This window comes from Aestuariivirga sp. (assembly GCF_020252395.1).
GTDB lineage: Bacteria > Pseudomonadota > Alphaproteobacteria > Rhizobiales > Aestuariivirgaceae > Aestuariivirga.
The window spans coordinates 65,624-85,051 of record NZ_JADCDB010000014.1; the positions used below are offsets into that span (position 1 = coordinate 65,624).

The 19,428-nt window shown below is 66.0% G+C and carries 18 protein-coding genes; 12 read left to right on the top strand and 6 right to left on the bottom strand.

The genetic code is table 11. From position 1 onward, the window contains the following. The first annotated feature begins 55 nt into the window (after window positions 1–55). The 4 genes from IOC82_RS08035 (at window position 56) to dprA (ending at window position 4,121) form a co-directional block, all read left to right on the top strand. Window positions 56–1,015: an aspartate carbamoyltransferase catalytic subunit gene (locus IOC82_RS08035; protein ID WP_290545661.1), complete on the top strand. Its 960-nt coding sequence runs from the start codon at window positions 56–58 to the stop codon at window positions 1,013–1,015. Next, a complete protein-coding gene (gene pyrC / locus IOC82_RS08040; RefSeq protein WP_290545662.1) occupies window positions 1,012–2,328 on the top strand; it encodes a dihydroorotase in 1,317 nt (438 codons plus the stop codon). Before IOC82_RS08035 ends, pyrC begins: the two co-directional genes overlap by 4 nt. A 75-nt stretch (window positions 2,329–2,403) precedes the next feature. Next, a complete protein-coding gene (gene plsY / locus IOC82_RS08045; protein ID WP_290545663.1) occupies window positions 2,404–3,009 on the top strand; it encodes a glycerol-3-phosphate 1-O-acyltransferase PlsY in 606 nt (201 codons plus the stop codon). 11 nt (window positions 3,010–3,020) lie between these two features. Further along, entirely contained in the window at window positions 3,021–4,121 is a 1,101-nt protein-coding gene (gene dprA / locus IOC82_RS08050; protein WP_290545664.1) for a DNA-processing protein DprA, read from the top strand. Window positions 4,122–4,150: 29 nt separating this feature from the next. Here dprA and IOC82_RS08055 read toward each other — a convergent pair whose 3' ends face one another. Beyond that, window positions 4,151–4,774 carry an XRE family transcriptional regulator gene (locus IOC82_RS08055; RefSeq protein ID WP_290545665.1) on the bottom strand — a complete coding sequence of 208 codons (624 nt, stop codon included), beginning with the start codon at window positions 4,772–4,774 and terminating at the stop codon, window positions 4,151–4,153. 184 nt (window positions 4,775–4,958) lie between these two features. On the opposite strand from IOC82_RS08055, the gene IOC82_RS08060 reads away from it, so the two are divergent. Genes IOC82_RS08060 through IOC82_RS08080 form a run of 5 tightly spaced genes read left to right on the top strand, consistent with a single transcriptional unit; the run spans window position 4,959 to window position 9,214 of the window. Continuing rightward, window positions 4,959–5,981 (top strand): NAD(P)-dependent oxidoreductase, encoded by a 1,023-nt coding sequence (locus tag IOC82_RS08060; RefSeq protein ID WP_290545666.1) that lies wholly within the window; start codon window positions 4,959–4,961, stop codon window positions 5,979–5,981. After that, window positions 5,978–6,319, top strand: coding sequence for a DUF2849 domain-containing protein (locus tag IOC82_RS08065; RefSeq protein WP_290545667.1), 342 nt, complete (start codon window positions 5,978–5,980; stop codon window positions 6,317–6,319). Before IOC82_RS08060 ends, IOC82_RS08065 begins: the two co-directional genes overlap by 4 nt. Window positions 6,320–6,324: 5 nt before the next feature. After that, on the top strand, window positions 6,325–7,980 hold the full coding sequence (locus IOC82_RS08070; protein ID WP_290545668.1) for a nitrite/sulfite reductase: 1,656 nt from the start codon (window positions 6,325–6,327) through the stop codon (window positions 7,978–7,980). After that, the gene (locus tag IOC82_RS08075; protein ID WP_290545669.1) at window positions 7,967–8,497 is read left to right on the top strand and encodes a DUF934 domain-containing protein; all 531 of its coding nucleotides are present in this window, start codon (window positions 7,967–7,969) and stop codon (window positions 8,495–8,497) included. The genes IOC82_RS08070 and IOC82_RS08075 overlap by 14 nt, the downstream gene beginning before the upstream one ends. 6 nt (window positions 8,498–8,503) lie before the next feature. After that, on the top strand, window positions 8,504–9,214 hold the full coding sequence (locus IOC82_RS08080; RefSeq protein ID WP_290545670.1) for a phosphoadenylyl-sulfate reductase: 711 nt from the start codon (window positions 8,504–8,506) through the stop codon (window positions 9,212–9,214). 10 nt (window positions 9,215–9,224) lie between these two features. Here the strand turns inward: IOC82_RS08080 and IOC82_RS08085 are convergent, their stop codons facing one another. From IOC82_RS08085 to IOC82_RS08095, 3 genes are all read right to left on the bottom strand, one after another. Further along, complete coding sequence (locus tag IOC82_RS08085; protein WP_290545671.1) at window positions 9,225–9,881, bottom strand: glutathione S-transferase family protein; 657 nt, start codon at window positions 9,879–9,881, stop codon at window positions 9,225–9,227. Continuing rightward, the gene (locus IOC82_RS08090; RefSeq protein WP_290545672.1) at window positions 9,878–10,294 is read right to left on the bottom strand and encodes a rhodanese-like domain-containing protein; all 417 of its coding nucleotides are present in this window, start codon (window positions 10,292–10,294) and stop codon (window positions 9,878–9,880) included. Before IOC82_RS08090 ends, IOC82_RS08085 begins: the two co-directional genes overlap by 4 nt. A 99-nt stretch (window positions 10,295–10,393) precedes the next feature. Continuing rightward, complete coding sequence (locus tag IOC82_RS08095) at window positions 10,394–11,593, bottom strand: MFS transporter (RefSeq protein ID WP_290545673.1); 1,200 nt, start codon at window positions 11,591–11,593, stop codon at window positions 10,394–10,396. A gap of 116 nt (window positions 11,594–11,709) precedes the next feature. Here IOC82_RS08095 and IOC82_RS08100 point away from each other — a divergent pair, with 116 nt between their 5' ends. Beyond that, complete coding sequence (locus IOC82_RS08100) at window positions 11,710–13,131, top strand: cation diffusion facilitator family transporter (RefSeq protein ID WP_290545674.1); 1,422 nt, start codon at window positions 11,710–11,712, stop codon at window positions 13,129–13,131. Here the strand turns inward: IOC82_RS08100 and IOC82_RS08105 are convergent. Beyond that, the gene (locus tag IOC82_RS08105; RefSeq protein WP_290545675.1) at window positions 13,128–13,439 is read right to left on the bottom strand and encodes a hypothetical protein; all 312 of its coding nucleotides are present in this window, start codon (window positions 13,437–13,439) and stop codon (window positions 13,128–13,130) included. The genes IOC82_RS08100 and IOC82_RS08105 overlap by 4 nt on opposite strands. A 166-nt stretch (window positions 13,440–13,605) precedes the next feature. Here IOC82_RS08105 and topA point away from each other — a divergent pair, with 166 nt between their 5' ends. Continuing rightward, complete coding sequence (topA, locus tag IOC82_RS08110) at window positions 13,606–16,245, top strand: type I DNA topoisomerase (protein ID WP_290545676.1); 2,640 nt, start codon at window positions 13,606–13,608, stop codon at window positions 16,243–16,245. Window positions 16,246–16,379: 134 nt separating this feature from the next. Here the strand turns inward: topA and IOC82_RS08115 are convergent, their stop codons facing one another. Beyond that, window positions 16,380–16,787, bottom strand: a complete 408-nt coding sequence (locus IOC82_RS08115) for an NUDIX hydrolase (RefSeq protein WP_290545677.1) — start codon at window positions 16,785–16,787, stop codon at window positions 16,380–16,382. Window positions 16,788–16,990: 203 nt separating this feature from the next. Between IOC82_RS08115 and rnr the strand changes: the two genes are divergently transcribed. Further along, the gene (rnr, locus tag IOC82_RS08120; RefSeq protein ID WP_290545678.1) at window positions 16,991–19,282 is read left to right on the top strand and encodes a ribonuclease R; all 2,292 of its coding nucleotides are present in this window, start codon (window positions 16,991–16,993) and stop codon (window positions 19,280–19,282) included. The last annotated feature ends 146 nt before the right edge of the window (window positions 19,283–19,428 follow it).

Here is a 19,428-nt window from a genome sequence, read left to right on the forward strand (position 1 = left end):
AGGCTTGAGATCGCCCTTGCCGGGGGCGGAAATAGCGCTTACACACCCGGCTTTAATGACACGCGAAGCCCGCCCGCCGCTCCTCAGGCGCCAGCACTTGCTGGCCATCGAGGATATCTCCTCCCTCGAAGCTATCCGCCTTCTCGACCTCGCCGAACGCTATGTCGAGGTGAGCCGCCAGACCGATAAGCGGCAATTGGTGCTTCAGGGCAGGACGCAGGTGAACCTGTTCTTCGAGGCCTCCACCCGCACGCAAAGCTCCTTCGAGATCGCCGGCAAACGTATGGGCGCCGACGTGATGAACATGGCGGTGGCCACATCCGCAGTCTCCAAGGGCGAGACGCTGCTTGACACGGCGATGACCATCAACGCCATGCAGCCGGATTTTCTGGTGGTGCGGCATCCCTCGTCAGGGGCTGCCGAGCTGCTGGCGCAGAAAGTCTCCTGTGCTGTCATTAATGCGGGCGATGGCCAGCATGAGCACCCTACTCAAGCACTTCTCGATGCGCTGACCATACGCCGCCACAAGGAGACTTTCGAGGGCCTGACCGTGGCGATCTGCGGCGACGTGCTGCATTCGCGGGTCGCCCGCTCCAACATCCATCTGCTCAACCGGCTGGGCGCGCATGTGCGGGTGGTCGCGCCCTCGACGCTGCTGCCGTCCGGCATCGCCAATTTCGGCGTCGAAGTCCACCGCAGCATGGAGACGGGCCTCCGGGGGGCGGACGTTGTCATGATGCTGCGCCTGCAGCTTGAACGCATGACGGGAGCCTTCGTGCCCTCGATCCGCGAATATTACCGCTTCTATGGCCTCGATGCCGGTAAGCTGAGGCTCGCCAAGCCCGACGCCATGGTGATGCACCCGGGCCCGATGAACCGCGGTATCGAGATCGACTCGGATGCCGCCGACGGCGTGCAGTCGGTGATCCGCGAGCAGGTCGAGATGGGTGTGGCCGTGCGAATGGCGGTGCTCGACGCGCTCTCCCGCAACATCCCCGGCGGAGACAATGCATGATTAATCCTGCCCGCCAGAACGCGCGCCGCCGCGCCTATGTGAATGCCGAGATCGTGGCCCCCGCCCAGGGGCTGGCCGGCAGGGGCGGGATTCTGATCGAGGATGGCTGGATCCTCGACGTGGGGCCGAAGGTGACGAAGGACAGCGTGGGCTCTTCCGCGCAGATCACCGACTGCAAGGGCGTCGCCCTCATTCCCGGCCTGATCGACATGCGGGTCTTCACCGGCGAGCCCGGCACGGAATACCGCGAGACGCTGGCGAGCGCCTCGGAAGCCGCGGCGGCCGGCGGCGTCACCACCATGATCGTCATGCCCAACACCCAGCCGGTGATCGACGATGCGGCGATCGTCGACTTCATTCTGAGGCGCGCGCGCGATACCGCCTCGGTGCGCGTCGCCGCGATGGCGGCGATCACCAAGGGCTTGCAGGGCGAGCTGATGACCGAGATCGGCTTGCTCAAGGAAGCCGGGGCCGTGGCCATCACCGAGGGCACCAAAGCTGTGGCCAGCGCCAATGTGTTCCGCCGCGCGCTGACCTATGCCAAGGATTTCGACCTGCTCGTGGTGCAGCATGTGGAGGAGCCCACGCTGTCGACTGGCGTTATGAACGCCGGCGAGGCGGCAAGCCGTCTTGGCCTTTCGGGCAATCCGGCCATGGCGGAAGTCATCATGCTGGAGCGCGACCTGCGCCTTGTCGAGATGACGGGTGCGCGCTATCACGCCTCGCAGATTTCAAGCCGCCAATCCGTGGAGGTGATGCGCGCTGCCAAGGCGAAGGGGCTGCCCGTCACCTGCGGCGTGTCGATCCATCATCTCGTGCTCAACGAGAACGACATCGGCGCCTACCGCACCTTCTTCAAACTCTCGCCGCCGCTCCGCGCCGAGGAGGACCGGCGGGCACTCGTCGAGGCGTTGAGCGATGGCACCATCGACGTGATCGTCTCCGGCCATGATCCGCACAGCGCAGACACCAAGCGCCTGCCCTTCGCGGAAGCCGCTTATGGCGCCATTGGGCTTGAGACCATGCTCTCCGCCGCGCTGGGGCTGCACCACAACGACGGCGTGCCGATGGCGCGGCTGGTCGAGACCATGTCGTCAATGCCGGCCGGGATCCTGCGGCTCGAAACCGGCCGCCTCGCGCCGGGCGCTCCGGCCGATTTCGCGCTGCTGGACAAGCACCTGTCCTGGACGGTCGAGAAAGATGGCCTGCGCTCGCGCGCCAAAAACTCGCCCTTCGAGCGCCGCACGCTGGAAGGCCGCGCAGTGGAGACCGTCGTTGCGGGCGAAAGCGTCTTCGCATACGCTCGCAGGTGAACCGTGCCCCTGTCCTTCCCCCGTCTTGTCGCGGGGAGGGAGGGGAACGAGAACAAGCATGGCGTGCATGGGGGAATGATGGGCTCCGGCCTCGAAATGCTGATTGCGCTGGTGTTCGGCTATCTCTGCGGCGCCATTCCCTTCGGGCTGATCCTGGTGAAGTCCGCGGGGCTTGGCGACATCCGCACGGTCGGATCCGGCAATATCGGGGCCACCAACGTGCTGCGCACCGGGAACAAGACGGTTGCCGGCCTCACGCTGATCCTCGATGCGGCGAAAGGCGCCGTGCCCGCCGCGCTGATGGGCTGGCTCTATGGCCCCGAGGCCGGCATCCTCGGCGGGCTTGCCGCCTTCTTCGGGCATCTTTTCCCGATGTGGCTGGGCTTCAAAGGCGGCAAGGGGGTTGCCACCAGTATTGGCGTGCTGTTCGGCCTGTTCTGGCCGCTGGGGCTGATCTTCATCGGGGTGTGGATCGTCATGGCGCTCGTATTCCGCATCTCGTCCCTCTCGGCGCTGACCGCGAGCGTGCTGTCGCCCTTCGCGGCCTGGGCGCTGGGGCGGGGCGACCTCATCCTTCCCGCCGTCATCATGGGGGCGGCGATTTTCGTGACCCACCGCGCCAATATCGCGCGCCTCGTCAGGGGCGAGGAGCCGCGCATCGGAAAGTCGAAACCGGCATGACGGGCGCCTGAATGAGCGACGTCCCGTTGAGCGAGGAGGAACGCCGCGACTGGCTGATCCTGTCACGCAGCGAAAATGTCGGGCCGGCCACCTTCAAGACCCTCATCAGACGCTTCCACTCCGCCGGCGCGGCGCTCAGGGCGCTGCCGGATCTCACGCGCAAGGGCGGCCTCAAGCGGCCGCCGCGCATCTGGAGCCGCGAGGCCGCCGAACGCGCCATGGCGGATGCGCAGAAGATCGGCGCGCGTTTCCTGTGCAGCATCGAGCCCGCCTACCCGGCCCTGCTGCGCACGGCGGACAGCGCGCCGCCCGTGCTCTGCGTCAAGGGCGACGAGCGCCTTTTCGCGAAGAGCGGCATCGCCATCGTCGGCGCGCGCAACGCCTCCGCGCTGGCGCGCAAGTTCACCCGCCAGCTGGCGCGCGAGATCGGGGCCGAAGGCCATGTCATCGTCTCCGGCCTCGCGCGGGGCATCGACACGGCAGCGCATGAGGCCGCCATCGAAACCGGCACAATCGCCGTCGTCGCTGGCGGCCTCGATGTCATCTACCCACCCGAAAACGAGGCGCTGCATGCGGCGATCTGCGCGCGCGGGGCGATCGTCTCCGAGCAGGCGCCGGGCACGGAGCCCAAGGCGGATTTTTTCCCCCGCCGCAACCGCATCATCTCCGGCTTGTCGCGCGCGCTGATCGTGGTGGAGGCGGCGCTGCGGTCGGGCTCGCTCATCACCGCGCGCTTTGCCGCCGAACAGGGGCGTGAGGTCTTCGCCGCGCCGGGCTCGCCATTGGACCCGCGCTGCGAGGGCACCAACCGGCTGATCCGCGACGGCGCCACATTGCTGATGTCATCGCGTGACGTGCTCGAGGCGCTGGGAAGCAATGCCCCCCGGCAGATGAGCTTCCTCGAGCCGGACCCGCCGCCGCTGCCGCCGCGCGAACCGGACGCCGCCGACATGCGCCACGTGTTGGAGCTGCTCTCCCCCAACCCCATCGACATCGACGATCTCGCGCGAGAGAGCGGCCTCGATGCCGCCACGCTCTCCGCCCTGCTGCTGGAGCTGTCGCTCGCGGGCCGCGTCACGCGCCACGCCGATGGCAGTGTGTCACTGGCCTGACGGCGCGCGCGGCGCCCTCCTCAACCCTTTCAGCCGCTGTTGTCGGCCGAGCCCAGCTGGCGGAGCACCAGCACCATGGTGGCGTGAGCCTCGCCCTCGCCCACATTGACGATCTTGTGCGGAAGATCGCCCCGGAAGCGCAGGGTCTCGCCCAGCTTCACGCGGCGGGTTTCCTCGCCGGTGGTGACGTCGAGTTCGCCGGCGAGGAGGTAAAGGTGCTCCACCGTGCCCTGCGGGTGCGGGTCGGATTCGAGAATGCCGCCGGGCCTCGCCCGGAAATCATACCACTGCACCTGCTCGACCAGGTTCAGCGGGCCGGCGATGGCCAAGCGGCACAGCCCGTCCTGGCTTTCAAGGATGGGCACGCCGGACTTGGACTGGTGCTCGAGGAATAGCTGGGCGCCTTCCGTGCGCAGCACCTCGTCGATCGTTGTGTCCAGCGCCCGCGAGAGCCTGTAAACGGTTGAAAGAGTTGGGTTCGTTTCGTTCCGCTCGATCTGGGAGATGATCGATTTGGCGACACCCGACTGCTCCGAAAGATCGCCCAGCGACATGTTGTAGGCCTTGCGCAGGCGCTGGATGGTCTTGCCCAGCGAGGGCGTCGGGTCAAAGTCCTGTGAAGGGGCGTTTTTCCGGCCGCGGCGCGTTGACATTTCGTCGTCCTGAACTTAAAACTCGTGTTCGTTAAAACGAACAACCAGATGAATGGATGTTCCGCCAGCTCTTTGATACCGCGTTTTCGTCCCAAAGTTCAAACGAATTCGTGGCTTAGCTCAAGAACCGTCCGGAAGACCGAACGTTTGGAACAGCGAACGAGAAGCTACGGGAACGGATGACATGCGCTATTTTCCGATCTTCGTCGACCTTGAGAACCGGCCCGTCACCGTGGTGGGCGGCACCGAGGAGGCGCTGCGCAAGGTGCGCCTGCTGCTGAAGACGGGTGCGGTCATCAACGTCATCGCCCCGGCGCTGCACGAGGAGCTCGCCGCCGAGCCGCGCGTCAACTGGATCGCCCGTGGCTATCATGCCGGGTTGCTGGAGGGCGCGGCCCTCGTCTATTCCGCCGATGCCACCTTGAACGAGCGCGTGGCGGAGGATGCCAAGGCGCTGGGCATTCCGGTCAATGCGGTCGATAACCCGGACATCTCCTCCTTCATCGTGCCCTCGATCGTCGACCGCGACCCTGTCGTCGTGGCCATCGGCACGGAGGGTACCGCCCCCATCCTCGGCCAGGGCCTGCGCGCCCGCATCGACGCCATGCTGCCCCACGCGCTGGGCGATCTCGCCGTTGCCGCCGCTTCACTTCGCGGCCGCGTGGCAGAGACGATCCCCGCCGGCAACCGTCGCCGCAGCTTCTGGTACCGCTTCTTCTTTGGCGAGGTGCGCGAGGCCTTCCTTGCGGGCGAGCCCTGCAACTATCAAGCCGGTGTGGAGAACCTCTTCGCCGCCGAGGCGCAGGCGCCGCAGGGCCGCGTGAGCTTCGTGAGCCTCGGTTCGGAAGACCCGGAGCTTCTCACTATCAAGGCGCAGCGCAAGCTGCAGGAGGCGGACGTGATCGTGCATGATCGCGCGGCGCCACGCGCCATTCTCGAACTCGCCCGCCGTGACGCGGTGCGTGTGGCCGTCAAGGGCGAGCTTTATGACGGCGCCACTGACGTGCTGCTGGCCGAGGCCGGCGCGGGAAAGCTGGTGGTGCGCCTGTCGGTGAACGGCGTGTCGCTCGAGGAGACCGTGTCGGTCGCCGCCGAGGGCCTTGCCTTCGAGACCATCCCCACGGTGCCGCCGCCTAAGCCTGCCGAGGTGATCGCATTCCCCGTCCGCGAGGACATCCGTGAAGAGATTTTGAGAGCCGCATCATGACCACCCCGGAAAAGGGCCAACTCGTGACCGCCAACCGCCTGCGCGACGGCATCGCCGTGTTCCTCACCCGCGGAGGCGAGTGGAGCGAGGCGATCGACGAGGCCGTGCTGGCGCAGGAGCCGCAGGCCGCCGCAGCTCTCGAGGCCCGCGCCCGCGAGGACGAGAAAAAGACCATCGTGACGGGGTCCTACCTCGTCGATGCCGAGCGCCTCGATGGCCGGGTGCGCGCCGCGCACATCCGCGAGCGCATGCGGGCGCTCGGCCCCACCGTGAGACTGGACCTCGGCAAGCAGGCCGAGGGCAAGGGTGCGGGTTTCGCCGCCCCCGAGGGAGAGTGATTTCAATGTACCGCTACGACGAGTTCGACCACCAGTTCGTCCGTGAACGCACAAACCAGTTCCGCAACCAGACCGAACGCCGCCTGTCGGGTGCGCTGACGGAGGACGAGTTCCGCCCGCTCCGCCTGATGAACGGCCTCTATTTGCAGCTACATGCCTACATGCTGCGCGTCGCCATCCCCTATGGCACGCTGTCGGGCCGCCAGATGCGCCAGCTGGCGCACATCGCCGAGAAGTGGGACAAGGGCTACGGCCATTTCACCACGCGGCAGAACATCCAGTACAACTGGGTGAAGCTCGAAGACGCGCCGGACATTCTCGATGCACTGGCCGAAGTCGAGATGCATGCGATCCAGACCTCCGGCAACTGCATCCGCAACGTGACGACCGACCATTGGGCCGGTGCTGCGGCAGACGAGATCGCCGATCCCCGCCCCGTGGGCGAGCTGCTGCGGCAGTGGTCGTCGCTCCACCCAGAATTCTCCTTCCTGCCGCGGAAGTTCAAGATCGCGGTGACGGGCGCACCCCATGACCGCGCGGCGGTGAAGGTGCATGACATCGGCCTCAGGCTTCACAAGAGCGACGCGGGCGAGACCGGCTGGGAAGTGATCGTCGGCGGGGGCCTGGGCCGCACGCCGATGGTGGGCGTCACCGTGCGCGACTTCCTGCCCCAGCATGAGCTGACCGGCTATCTGGAAGCCATCATGCGCGTTTACAATCTCTATGGCCGGCGCGACAACAAGTACAAGGCGCGTATCAAGATCCTCGTCCACGAGATCGGTGCGGAGAAATTCAAGTCGGAGGTCGAAGCCGAATATGCCCGCAGACCTCACCCCACGACGGAAGTGGAAGAGCGCGAGCTCGCCCGCATCGCCGCCTATTTCGCCCCACCCGCGTTCGAGAAGCTGCCGCGCTGGTCGGCCTCCTTCGAAGAGGCGAAGCTCGGCAGCCCCGATTTCGCGCGCTGGGCCAAGAACAATCTGGGTCCCCACCGCGCCGACGGCTATGCCATCGTCAACATTTCGCTCAAACCCGAGGGTGGCATTCCTGGCGATGCCACCGCCGGCCAGATGCGCGTCATGGCGGATCTGGCCGAGCGCTATGGCAACGACGAGCTGCGGGTGAGCCACGCCCAGAACATCGTGCTGCCGCATGTGAGGAAGGACGATCTCTTCGCCGTGTGGCAGGCCCTGGTGAAGGCCGGTCTCGCCGCCGCCAATTATGGCCTCGCGGGCGACATCATCGCCTGCCCCGGCCTCGATTATTGCGCGCTGGCGACCGCCCGCTCGATCCCCGTCGCCCAGTCGATCTCGCGCAAGTTCGCGGACTCGAAGAAGCAGGACGAGATCGGCAAACTCAAGATCAATATCTCGGGCTGCATTAATGCCTGCGGCCACCACCATGTGGGCCATATCGGCATCCTCGGTCTCGACAAGAAGGGCGAGGAATTCTACCAGATCACGCTGGGCGGCTCCTCCGCGGAGAACGCGTCCATCGGCACGATCCTCGGGCCCGGCTTTGCCGGCCACGAGGTGGCGGATGCCATCGAAACCATTCTCGACACCTATCTCAAGCACCGTCAAGACGGCGAGGAATTCCTCGCCACCTACCGCCGCCTCGGCGCCAGGCCCTTCAAGGAGGCCCTCTATGCCACTGCTTAAGAACAACGTGCTGGTGCCTGACACCTGGATCAACGTGGAGGCCGAGGGTGCACTGCCTGAGACCGGCGACGTGATCGTGCCCTTCGCGCGGCTCCTGAAGGAATGGGGCGAGCTGTCGAAGCGCAACACCCGGCTCGGCCTCAGGCTTTCCAACACCGACAAGCCGGAGGCGCTCAGCGCCTTCCTGCCCGGCCTGTCGCTGATCGTGCTGCCCTTCCCCGCCTTCAACGACGGCCGCGCCTATTCGATCGCGCGCAGCCTGCGTGAAATGGGCTACGCGCACGAATTGCGCGCCACTGGCAACGTGCTGCCAGACCAGCTGCAATTCATGCTGCAGGTGGGCTTCGATGCCTTCGAGATCGGCAAGCGATTCCCGTTGGAAACCTGGGCGAAGGCCTCGCGCCAGATGTCATTGGCCTATCAGCGCGGGTTGTTCCGCCGCGGCGCCGAAGCCGAGATCTGGACCGAGCGCCACACTGACGCCGAACCCTGGCTGGAACAGCCGCACGCCGGCTGAACCGCCATGGACCGCGCCATCTTCGAAAGTTACGCCGGCCTCGAGGGCCGGCAATTGCTGGAGCCGATCCTGCGCGACTTTGCGGGCAAGGCCGCCGTCGTGTCGTCCTTCGGGGCGGAGTCGGCAGTGCTGCTGCACATGGTTTCGCAGGTGGACAGGGCGACACCCGTCATCTTCATCGACACGGCCAAGCATTTCTGGGAGACGCTCTCCTACCGCGCCAAGCTGATCGATCGGCTGGGCCTCACCGGGGTGCGCATCATCTCGCCCGATGAGGCCGATCTTGCAGCGAAGGATGCCGGCGGCACGCTGCACAAGACCAACGCCGATGCCTGCTGCCACATCCGCAAGACGGTGCCGCTGGCCAGGGCGCTCGATGGTTTCGAAGTGACCATCTCCGGCCGCAAACGCTACCATGGTGCGGCCCGCGCCACGCTGGACTTTCTGTCGATCGCCAATGGCCGATTGAAGGTGGAGCCGCTCGCCGGCTTCTCCGCCCTCGACATCGCTGCCTACATGAAGGCGCATGACCTGCCGGCCCACCCGCTGACCGGGGTCGGCTATTTCTCCATCGGCTGCGAGCCCTGCACCGCGCCGGGCGGCACCGCGGCCGACCCGCGTGCGGGCCGCTGGGCAGGCTCCGCCAAAACCGAATGCGGCATCCACTGGACGCATAACGGCGAGTCCATCGCCGTGCCCTCGCGCGCCGCGCACTGAGGGCTGCCGGTCAGTCCACCTCGTCGGAGGGGACGATCCACATCTCCTTCAGCGCCGCCTCGCGCCAGGACTTGAACGCGGGCGTCGACAGGATGGCATCCATATAGGCACGCGTATCCTCCGCCACAGGGATGGCGAAGGTCTCGAAGCGTGAAACGACCGGGGTATACATCGCATCTGCAATCGAGAACTTGCCGAACAGGAACTTGCCGCCCTTGCCGAAGCGGGCGCGGCAGTCGCGCCAGAGCTGCTCGATGCGGGCGATGTCGCGCTTCACCGCGTCATTGAGCGGCACGGGCTTCGGCGGGCGGCGGATGTTCATCGGGCAGGCATTGCGCAGTGCCGAGAAGCCGGCATGCATCTCGTTCGACACGGCACGCGCCACGGCGCGGGCCGAGATGGTCTTGGGCCAGAGGTTCTTTTCGGGGAAGAGCTCGGCCAGATATTCCATGATGGCGAGGCTCTCCCACACCACCTGGCGGCCATGATGCAGCACCGGTACGCGGCCTGCCGCGGAATGCTGGGCGATGAGCTTCGCCGTCTCCGGCGTGTCGAGCGGGATAACCGTTTCGCGGAACGGGATCCCCGCCATGGAGAGCGCCATCCACGGCCTCAGCGACCAGGAGGAATAGTTCTTGTTGCCGATAACGAGGTGAATGTTGCTCATGGTTTGTCCGCCTTCTTCCCGACTGTCTCGACCGGGCCTCCCGCCTCTTTCCAGGCCGCGAAGCCGCCCTTGAGGTTGACGACCGGTTTCAGCCCCATGCGCTGCAAGACCTGTGTGGCAAGCAGCGAGCGCCAGCCGGAGGCGCAATGGATGATGAACTTCTTTTCTTCCGCGAAGATCGGCTTGTGATAGGGGCTCTCGGGGTCGACCCAGAATTCCAGCATGCCGCGCGGGGCATGGAAGGAGCCGGGGATGCGGCCCTCACGCTCGATCTCGCGCGGGTCGCGGATGTCGATGATGGCGACACCGGGCTGGTCCAGCAGCGCGATGGCATCGGCGGCGGGCAGGCTCTCCACCTCGGCTTCGGCCTCGGCCATCAGTTGCCTGTGGCCCACGACGATGTTCTGCGGCATGTCCCCTCCCCCGCTGTTCCTCCTTTTTCCTCGCGCGGCGGCGGTGTGCACGTCAAGCGAAATGCCCTCGCCCCGTCGCGGCGCCATCCGGAACATGCGCTAAAGTGACTTCGGCACATAGCGCCAGGTGAACCATCCGACGGCCGCCAGCCAGCCGGACAGGATGACGAAGACCGCGCCAATCGGCAGCCAGAGCAACGCGATGGCGAAGATGAAGGCCGGGATCAGTTCCGAGCAGTCGATATAGGTGCGGTAGACGGCGGCCATCTTCTGGCGCTCATGGTGGCGCACGGCGCGCAGGAAGGGAATGCCGCCCACGCCGTCGATGGCGGAGGCGGAGACGGAGCCCGCCAGCAGGCAGGCGATGGCCACATAGGGAGAGGCCGTGCCGGCGAGCCCCGCCGCCAGAGAGGCAACGGCGCAAACCGTGAAGGCGACGGCCAGCACCGCGCGCACGCCAAAGCTCCGCGCGAAGCGCCCCGCGAACCAGGCGGTGAAGAGCAGGATCTGGCTTCCAGAAATCATATAGCCGCCCACCCGCTTGTCGAGGCCTGCTTCCACCAGCAGCAGCGGACCATAGATGAAGAAGGTTGTCCAGAAGCAGGAGCGCCCGAAGGCGATGAGCCAGGCGAGCCGGAGCCGCGGCTGGGCGAGGAAGCGCCTGACATTGACCAGCGGGTTGAAGCCCTCGAGGTTGCCAGCAGGCAGCGCCCCGGCAGTGTCCGAAAGCCGCAGCCACCAGAACAGGATCAGCAAACCCGCCGCCGCGCCAATAGCCACGAGCTGCGGCCCCCAAGGCCCAAAGCTCACATAGAGCGTGACGCCGAGCGCAGGACCGATGGTCCATGAGGCCGTCGACAAGCTGAGGCGGATGGGTTCCGAGCGCGCCAGCTCGGTGCGCTTGATGTTCTCCATGATGTAGAGCTGCAGCGTGATGTTGAGCACCGCCGCGCCGAGGTTCCTGAGCAGCATGCCCAGCGCCTGGCCCGCCAGCACGTGGGAGGCGAGCGCGAGGCTCGCCGCCATCATCATGCCGATACCCAGCGTATAGGCCCAGCGCCGCCGCATCCGCCCGAGCAGGAAGGGCAGCAGCAGCGTTGCCGAGAGCACGCTGAGCGAGACGACGGTCGAGAGTTCGCTCACTTTTTGCGCCGCGCCCAGAATGTCATAGGCCTGCAGGGAAATGACGGTCGAGTTGAGCGAGCGCACGAAGCTTTCGACCGCGAAGAGCGATGCGACAGTATAGGCCCCCGCACGGCGCGGCAGCGGAAAATCGGTGGTCGTGACGTCGGTCGGCATGGCTTTGCCTAACAAACGAGCATTTTTCGGGGCTGATCCGCAACCGCCTATCCCGCTGACCCGCATGCCGGAAAGGTATGGCTTGAGACCGTCACGGGCCGGGGTTAGACAGGGCCATGCACAGTCACAACGGTCACAGTCACGGCGGGCACAGCCACGAAAAGCAGTCGGTCGCGCTCATTTCCATGGGGGCGAGCGCCGCATTGGCGGTCGCCAAGTTCCTCGCCGCCCTGTTCACCGGCTCGCTCGGCATCCTGTCCGAGGCGATCCATAGCCTCATCGACTTCGGCGCCACCATCCTCACCTATCTCGCGCTCAGGGTCAGCGACAGGCCGGCGGATGACCAGCACCATTATGGGCACGCCAAGATCGAGAGCGTCGCGGCGCTGGTGGAGACCGGCCTCCTGTTCCTTACCACCGCCTGGATCTGCTGGGAGGCGATCCGCCGCCTGCTCGGCGAAGAGAGCCACGAGGTGGAGGTGACATGGTGGGCGGTGGCCATCATCGCAGGCTCCATCATCATCGACTACAACCGGGCGCGGGCCCTGAAGCGCGTGGCGCAGAAGACCTCCAGCGAGGCGCTGGAGGCCGATGCCCTTCACTTCTCATCCGACATGTGGAGCTCCGCCGTGGTGCTGGCGGGACTGGGCGCGGTGTGGGCCGGCGTTCCGGCGGCGGACTCGATTGCGGCGCTGATGGTGTCGGCCTTCATCGCCCATGCCGGGTGGGACCTCGGCGCCCGCACCGTGAACACGCTGCTCGATACGGCTCCCGCCGGGGCAACCGGGATCGTACGGGGCCTGGTCAACGACGTCCATGGCGTGCTGGCGCTGAAGTCGATCCGGCTCCGCCCCGCCGGCGCCACCATGTTCGCCTCGATCGTGGTTGAGGTGGCCCGAACCATGCCGATCGACGAGATCGTCCGCACCAAGGACGCCATCACCGCCGCCGTTCAGGAGCGCTTCCCCAATGCCGACATCACAGTGACGGCCAACCCGGTGGCGCTCGACAGCGAAACGGTGTTCCAGAAGGTGATGCTCATCGCCAGCCGGCGGAACCTCGCCATTCACCACCTCAATGCCCAGCAGATTGGCGGCCGGCTGGCGATCAGCTTCGACCTCGAAGTCGACGGCTCCATGCCAATGGGCGAAGCACACGACAAAGCAACCGGCCTCGAGGAAGCAATTCGCGCCGAGCTCGGTCGCGACGTCGAGGTGGAGAGCCACATCGAGCCCCAGCCCGGCCGCATGTTGCAGGGCCATGACGCGGCCATGGACATCACCGGCGAAGTTTCAGCCGCCCTGCTTCAGCTCGCTGCCGCGCATCCGCGGCTGAGCGGCGTGCATCAGGTCCGGCTGCGGCGCAACGAGGAAGGGCTGTTCCTGCATTATCACTGCCGCTGCTCACCGTCCGATACGGTGGAACAGATCCATGACGCGATAGACCGGGTCGAGGCCGCCCTCAAGGACCGCTTCCCCGGCATCCGCCGCGTCATCGCGCATGCCGAGCCCCTGGGGACGGAGCCGCACGCCCTTTAGAGGCCGCTGTTCGCGGGACCGTGATCGAAGCTTTCCGCCGCCTTGGACAGCTCCTTGAGCCGCTCCACCTCGCTGGTGGGCACCTCCACCCGGTGGGCCACACCGAAGGCCTCGTAATAGGCGAACTCAAGGGGAACCATGACATTGTGGAGCTGCACGGAACGTGCAAGGTTGCGCAGCTCGAGGATCATGTCAGCCAAGTATTCCGCTGTCTCGCGCTGGCGTTGCGCCAGGCTGGGAAGCTCCGCCGGCGCCGCATCCACGGGCACCGGGGCAAGTTTAGGGGCTGCGCCGCGCCGTTTATTCATGCCGTCCTCCAGTTGCGTCAATTTCCGAAGTCGCACTCTACGCGTGCCTTTATGAAATAAAAGCAACCTAACCTTGAATTCGAACTGTGAGTTGAAGAAAATTCCCTCGGCTTGAACCCGGCGGGCGATGCCTATATGAGCCCGTGAAACCTGAACGGGACCCAGCATGACCGTCGTCGTCGTTGAATCACCGGCCAAGGCCAAAACGATCAATAAGTATTTGGGGAAGGATTTCAAGGTCCTGGCTTCCTACGGCCATGTCCGTGACCTGCCCGCCAAGGATGGCTCCGTGCGTCCTGAAGCCGATTTCGCGATGGACTGGGAGGTGGACGGCAAGTCGGCGAAGCGCCTGGCCGACATCGCCGCGGCACTGAAGACCGACAACCGCCTGATCCTCGCCACCGACCCTGACCGCGAGGGCGAGGCCATCTCCTGGCATGTCATGGAGGTGTTGCGCAAGAAGGGCGCGCTCAAGGGCAAGGCGGTGCAGCGCGTGGTTTTCAACGCCATAACCAAGTCCTCGGTGCTGGAAGCCATGCGCCACCCGCGCGAGGTGGACGTGCCCCTCGTCGATGCCTATTTGGCCCGGCGGGCTCTCGACTATCTCGTTGGCTTTTCGCTCTCGCCCGTGCTGTGGCGCAAGCTTCCCGGTTCACGCTCTGCGGGGCGCGTGCAGTCAGTCGCGCTGCGCCTGATCTGCGACCGCGAGCTGGAGATCGAAGCCTTCCGGACCCAGGAATACTGGACCATCGACGGCGCCTTCGTGACGCCCAGGGGCCAGGAGTTCCAGGCCGCGCTCAATTCCATTAGCGGCAAGAAGCTCGACAAGCTCGACATCAAGGACGAAGCCTCGGCGCGCGCCATCGAGCAGGCGGTGAAGGGCCAGCCCTTCAAGGTGGACCAGGTCGAATCGAAGCCCGCCAAGCGCCACCCCTACCCGCCCTTCCGCACCTCAACGCTGCAGCAGGAGGCCTCCCGCAAGCTCGGCTTCTCGTCTGCCCGCACCATGCAGATCGCGCAGCGCCTTTATGAAGGGGTGGAACTTGGCGGCGAGACGGTGGGCCTCATCACCTATATGCGAACCGACGGCGTCGACATGGCCCCGGAGGCCATCGCCGCCACCCGTAACGCCATCCTGAAGAATTTCGGGGAGCCCTATGTGCCGCCCTCCCCGCGCATCTACACCACCAAGGCCAAGAACGCGCAGGAGGCTCACGAGGCGATCCGCCCCACCGAAATGTCGCGCCACCCCAAGGAGGTGCGCCGCGCCCTCGACGCGGACCAGTTGGCCCTTTACGAGCTGATCTGGAAGCGCACCATCGCGTCCCAGATGGAAAGCGCCGAACTCGAGCGCACCACCGCCGACATCGGCGCCGATGGCAAGGACGGCAAGCATTATGCTTTCCGCGCCACGGGTTCGGTGGTCAAGTTCGACGGCTTCCTGCGCGTCTATCAGGAAGGCCTGGACGATGCCGAGGACGAGGATTCGAAGCGCCTGCCCGCCATGGCGCGCGGCGATTCCATTGGCGTGAAGAAGATCGAGGGCGTGCAGCATTTCACCGAGCCGCCGCCGCGCTATTCGGAAGCATCCCTCATCAAGAAGATGGAAGAGCTCGGCATCGGCCGGCCCTCGACCTATGTTTCGATCATGGAAACGCTGCGCACCCGCGGCTATGTCCGCCTGGACAAGAAGCGCCTGATCCCCGAGGACAAGGGCCGCGTCGTCACCGCCTTCCTCGAGAGCTTCTTCCGCCGCTACGTCGAATATGACTTCACCGCAGACCTCGAGGAGAAGCTCGACGAGGTCTCAGCCGGCGCCATCGACTGGAAGCAGGTGCTGCGCGATTTCTGGCGCGACTTCACAGCGGCCCTCGACGATGTGAAGGAACTGCGCGTCACCAATGTGCTCGATGCGCTGAACGACATCCTCGCCCCCCACATCTTCCCGCCCAGGGAAGATAGCGGCGATGCCCGCGCCTGCCCGTCCTGCGGCGGCGGCCAGCTGTCTCTCAAGCTCGGCAAGTTCGGTTCCTTCATCGGCTGCTCGAACTATCCCGAGTGCAAGTATACCCGCCCCATGACGCCGGGAGCCGAGGGCGCGGAAGCCGTGCCAGCCGAAGGCGTGCTGCTGGGCATCGATCCCGAGACCGGCGAGAAGGTGACGCGCCGTGTTGGCCGCTTCGGCCCCTACCTGCAGCTGGGCGAAGCGGTTGAAGGCGAGAAGCCGCAGCGCGCCTCCGTCCCGCGCAACCGGAAGCCCGAAGAGATCACGCTGGAAGAAGCGCTGAAACTGCTCTCGCTGCCGCGCGAGGTGGGCCTCCACCCCGAGACGGGAAAGCCCATCGTCGCCAATTTCGGCCGTTTCGGACCCTTCGTGCTGCATGACGGCGCCTATGCCAATCTCGAAAGCCCAGAGGATGTCTTTACGATCGGCATCAACCGCGCGGTGGACATCCTCGCCGAGAAAAAGGCCCGCGGCTTCCAGCGCCCCACGGCGGGCGCGCTGAAGGACTTGGGGCCCCACCCGTCGGGCGGCGGCAACATCCAGGTGATGAAGGGCCGCTACGGACCCTATGTGAAGTTCGGCAAGGTGAACGCCACCCTGCCGAAAGACAAGGACCCCGCGCAGCTCTCCATGGACGAGGCCCTGGCCCTGATCGCCGAACGCGAGGGGAAGAGCCCGGCGAAGAAAGCTCCCGCAAAGAAACCTCCCGTAAAGAAGACCGCGGCGAAGAAGGCTGCGCCCAAGAAGCCGGCGAAAAAGGCTGTGAAGAAGGCCGCAAAGACGCCGAAGGAAGCGGCATAGGCGGACCCCACCCCCCGCCGCCCACCCCCACTCATCATGCCTGTGCTTGTCACGGGCATCCTTTCTCGGCGCTCACAAAAGTTCGCCGGGACGAGCCCGGCGATGATGGGCGGTGGAGGAAAGTCCTCGCGGTTCTACCTCAGCTTCCGGATGATCGCCTTCAGCTCCGGCTCCTCCACGGCCTCCGCCGCGTCTGGCACCGAGAACCACTGCAGCTTGCGCTGGCCCTGCTCCGGCCAGTCTGGGTGCTGGATCATCTGTTCGAGCGCGAAAACCTCGACGCGGGTGGGCTGCACCTTGCCCTTGCCGAGGCGCTTGCCGTACTCGAATTCGCCGATGGGCTTCTTGCTCACCTGGCCGCCGAGGCCCGCTTCCTCATAGGCCTCGCGCGCGGCGGTTTCGGCCGGGGACAGGCCCTTGACCGGCCAGCCCTTGGGGATCACCCAGCGGCCCGTGTCGCGCGACGAGATCAGCAGCACCTCGCGCGCGCCGCCGCTGTAGCGCCACGGCAGGGCCGCATATTGTTTCTTCGTGACCGGCATTCTCACGGCACCTGTCCAGAACATGGAATCGGGCTCCCGAATAACGTCGAACCGGAAACCCGCATTCAAGGACCATGGTCTTAAGATTGCGTTCCTGTCATGGCATTCGAAGATCTTATCCACCGCAACTGACGCGGGCCTGACGCGGAAACCCCTGCCAATCCGCTGGATTTTGGCCCCGAAACCCGGCTAGACCTTGCCCCATGGCGAAACGCCCCGATCCCAAGCCCAAACCCATGAAGGCCGCGAGGCCGGCTGCCTCGCCCCGGCTCCCGACCGAGGCGGATGTGCTGGCGTTCATCCAGTCCTCGCCCGCGATCGTGGGCAAGCGCGAGATCGCGCGCCATTTCGGCATCACGGGCGGCGGCAAGATCGGCCTCAAGGCGCTGCTGCGCGGCATGGAGGAAAACGGCCTGCTCGCCAGGCGCTCCCGCAAGCTGATCGGCCGCGCCTCGCTCCCCCCCGTCACCGTGCTGGAGGTGATCGGCGCCGATAAGGACGGCGAGGCCTATGCTGAGCCCGTCGAATGGGACGAGCGCCAGGCGGGAAAGCCCCCGCATGTGGTGATCGAAGGGGCGGAGAAGCCCCCACGCAAGGGCGACCGGGTGCTGGCCAAGATTCAAGCCTCGAAGGACGGCCGCTACAAGTTCCGCGGCCGGGTCATCAAGACGCTGTCGGACCGGTCGAACAAGGTGCTGGGCGTCTACCGTGTCATCCCGGGTCTGGGCGCCCGCATCGTGCCCGTCGACAAGAAAGCCCGCCACGAGCTGCAAGTGAAAAAGGGCGAGGAGAACGGCGCTGTAGACGGCGAGCTCGTCGAGGCCGGCATCCTCGAGGACCGCGGCCGCGGCCTGCCCATGGCCCGCGTGCGCGAACGGCTGGGCGACATGAACGGCCAGCGCAATATCTCGCTCATCGCCATCCACCACCACGGCATTCCCAATGAATTCGCCGAGCGCGTGCTGAAGGAGGCCGGGAGTCTCAAGCCCTTCGCGCGCGGGCACCGCACCGACCTCCGCCAGGTGCCGCTCCTCACCATCGACCCAAGAGACGCGCGCGACCATGACGACGCCGTGTGGGCCGAGATCGACGGGGCCACGGGCGGCGCCAATGTCATCGTCGCCATTGCCGATGTCGCGGCCTATGTCCGTCCCGGAACCGCGCTTGACCGAGAGGCGCGCATCCGCGGCAACTCGGTCTATTTCCCGGACCGTGTGGTGCCGATGCTGCCCGAGCGCATCTCGAACGACTTGTGCTCGCTGCGCGAGAAGGAAGAGCGCCCGGCGCTTGCCTGCTTCATGAGCTTCGACAAGTCGGGCCGCAAGACCAGGCACCGTTTCGCGCGCGTCATCATGCGCTCCGCCGCCAAGCTGGCCTATGAGGAGGCGCAGGCCGCCATCGACGGCCGCCCCAACCACAAGACCGACCCGCTTCTCGAGCGCGTACTGAAGCCCCTCTGGGCCGCCTATGCGATCCTGCTCAAGGGCCGCAATGCGCGGGAACCGCTCGAGCTGGACCTGCCCGAGCGCCGCCTGGTGCTGGATGCCCATGGCCTCATCGAACGCGTGGTGACGCCCGAACGCCTCGACGCTCACAAGCTGGTCGAGGAATTCATGATCCAGGCCAATGTCGCCGCTGCCGAAGAGCTGGAGAACCGCAAGACGCCCCTTCTCTTCCGCGTCCACGATCAGCCGTCGGAAGAGAAGGTCCGCGCACTGGCCGAGTTCCTCCGCACCGTGAACCTGTCCCTGCCCTTGGGCCAGGTCATGCGGCCCAAGCATTTCAACAGCTTGCTGAAGGAAGCTGAGGGAGAAGATTATCAGCACGTGGTCAATGAAATGGTGCTCCGCACCCAGGCGCAGGCGATCTACGACCCCGTCAACAAAGGCCACTTCGGCCTGGCGCTGCGCCGCTACGCGCATTTCACCTCGCCCATCCGCCGCTATGCCGACCTGATCGTGCACCGCGCGCTCATCACCGCGCTGGGCTTCGGCCCCGACGGCCTGAGCGCTGATGACATCGCGCGGCTGCCGGAAACCGCCGAAATGATTTCAGATGCCGAGCGCCGCGCCATGGCCGCCGAGCGCGAGACCATCGACCGGCTGATCGCCGCCCACCTCGCGGACCATACGGGAGCCACCTTCCGGGGCCGTATCGGCGGCGTGGTCAGCGCCGGACTTTTCGTGAAGCTGGACGAGAATGGCGCTGACGGCTTCGTGCCCGTCACCACGCTGGGCCGCGAATATTTCGTCCACGACAAGGCCCGCCACGCCTTGATCGGCGAACGCTCCGGCGAAACCTACCAGCTGGGCGACCGGCTGGAGGTCAGGCTCGTCGAGGCCACCCCCGTCTCCGGCGGCATGCGCTTCGAGGTGGTCTCCAAGGGCAAGGAAGGCCAGCCCGCGAACCGGCGGGCAATACGGCCGACGGCCAGGCCGTTCCGCGGCCACAAGCCCAAAGCCCGTAAGCGCTGGAAGCATGATCCGCGGACGTGAACCCTCATGCTCAAGCTCTTGATCTGGAGCAACTTTGCGTCAGCTTCCGAAGCCCGTGCAAGCTTCGCCCACGGTGCGATTCCACTTGCTTGCCCGATGCTCCGGCCCTACCGTTCCCGCTAGACCGGGCGCTTCCGCAGGAGGTG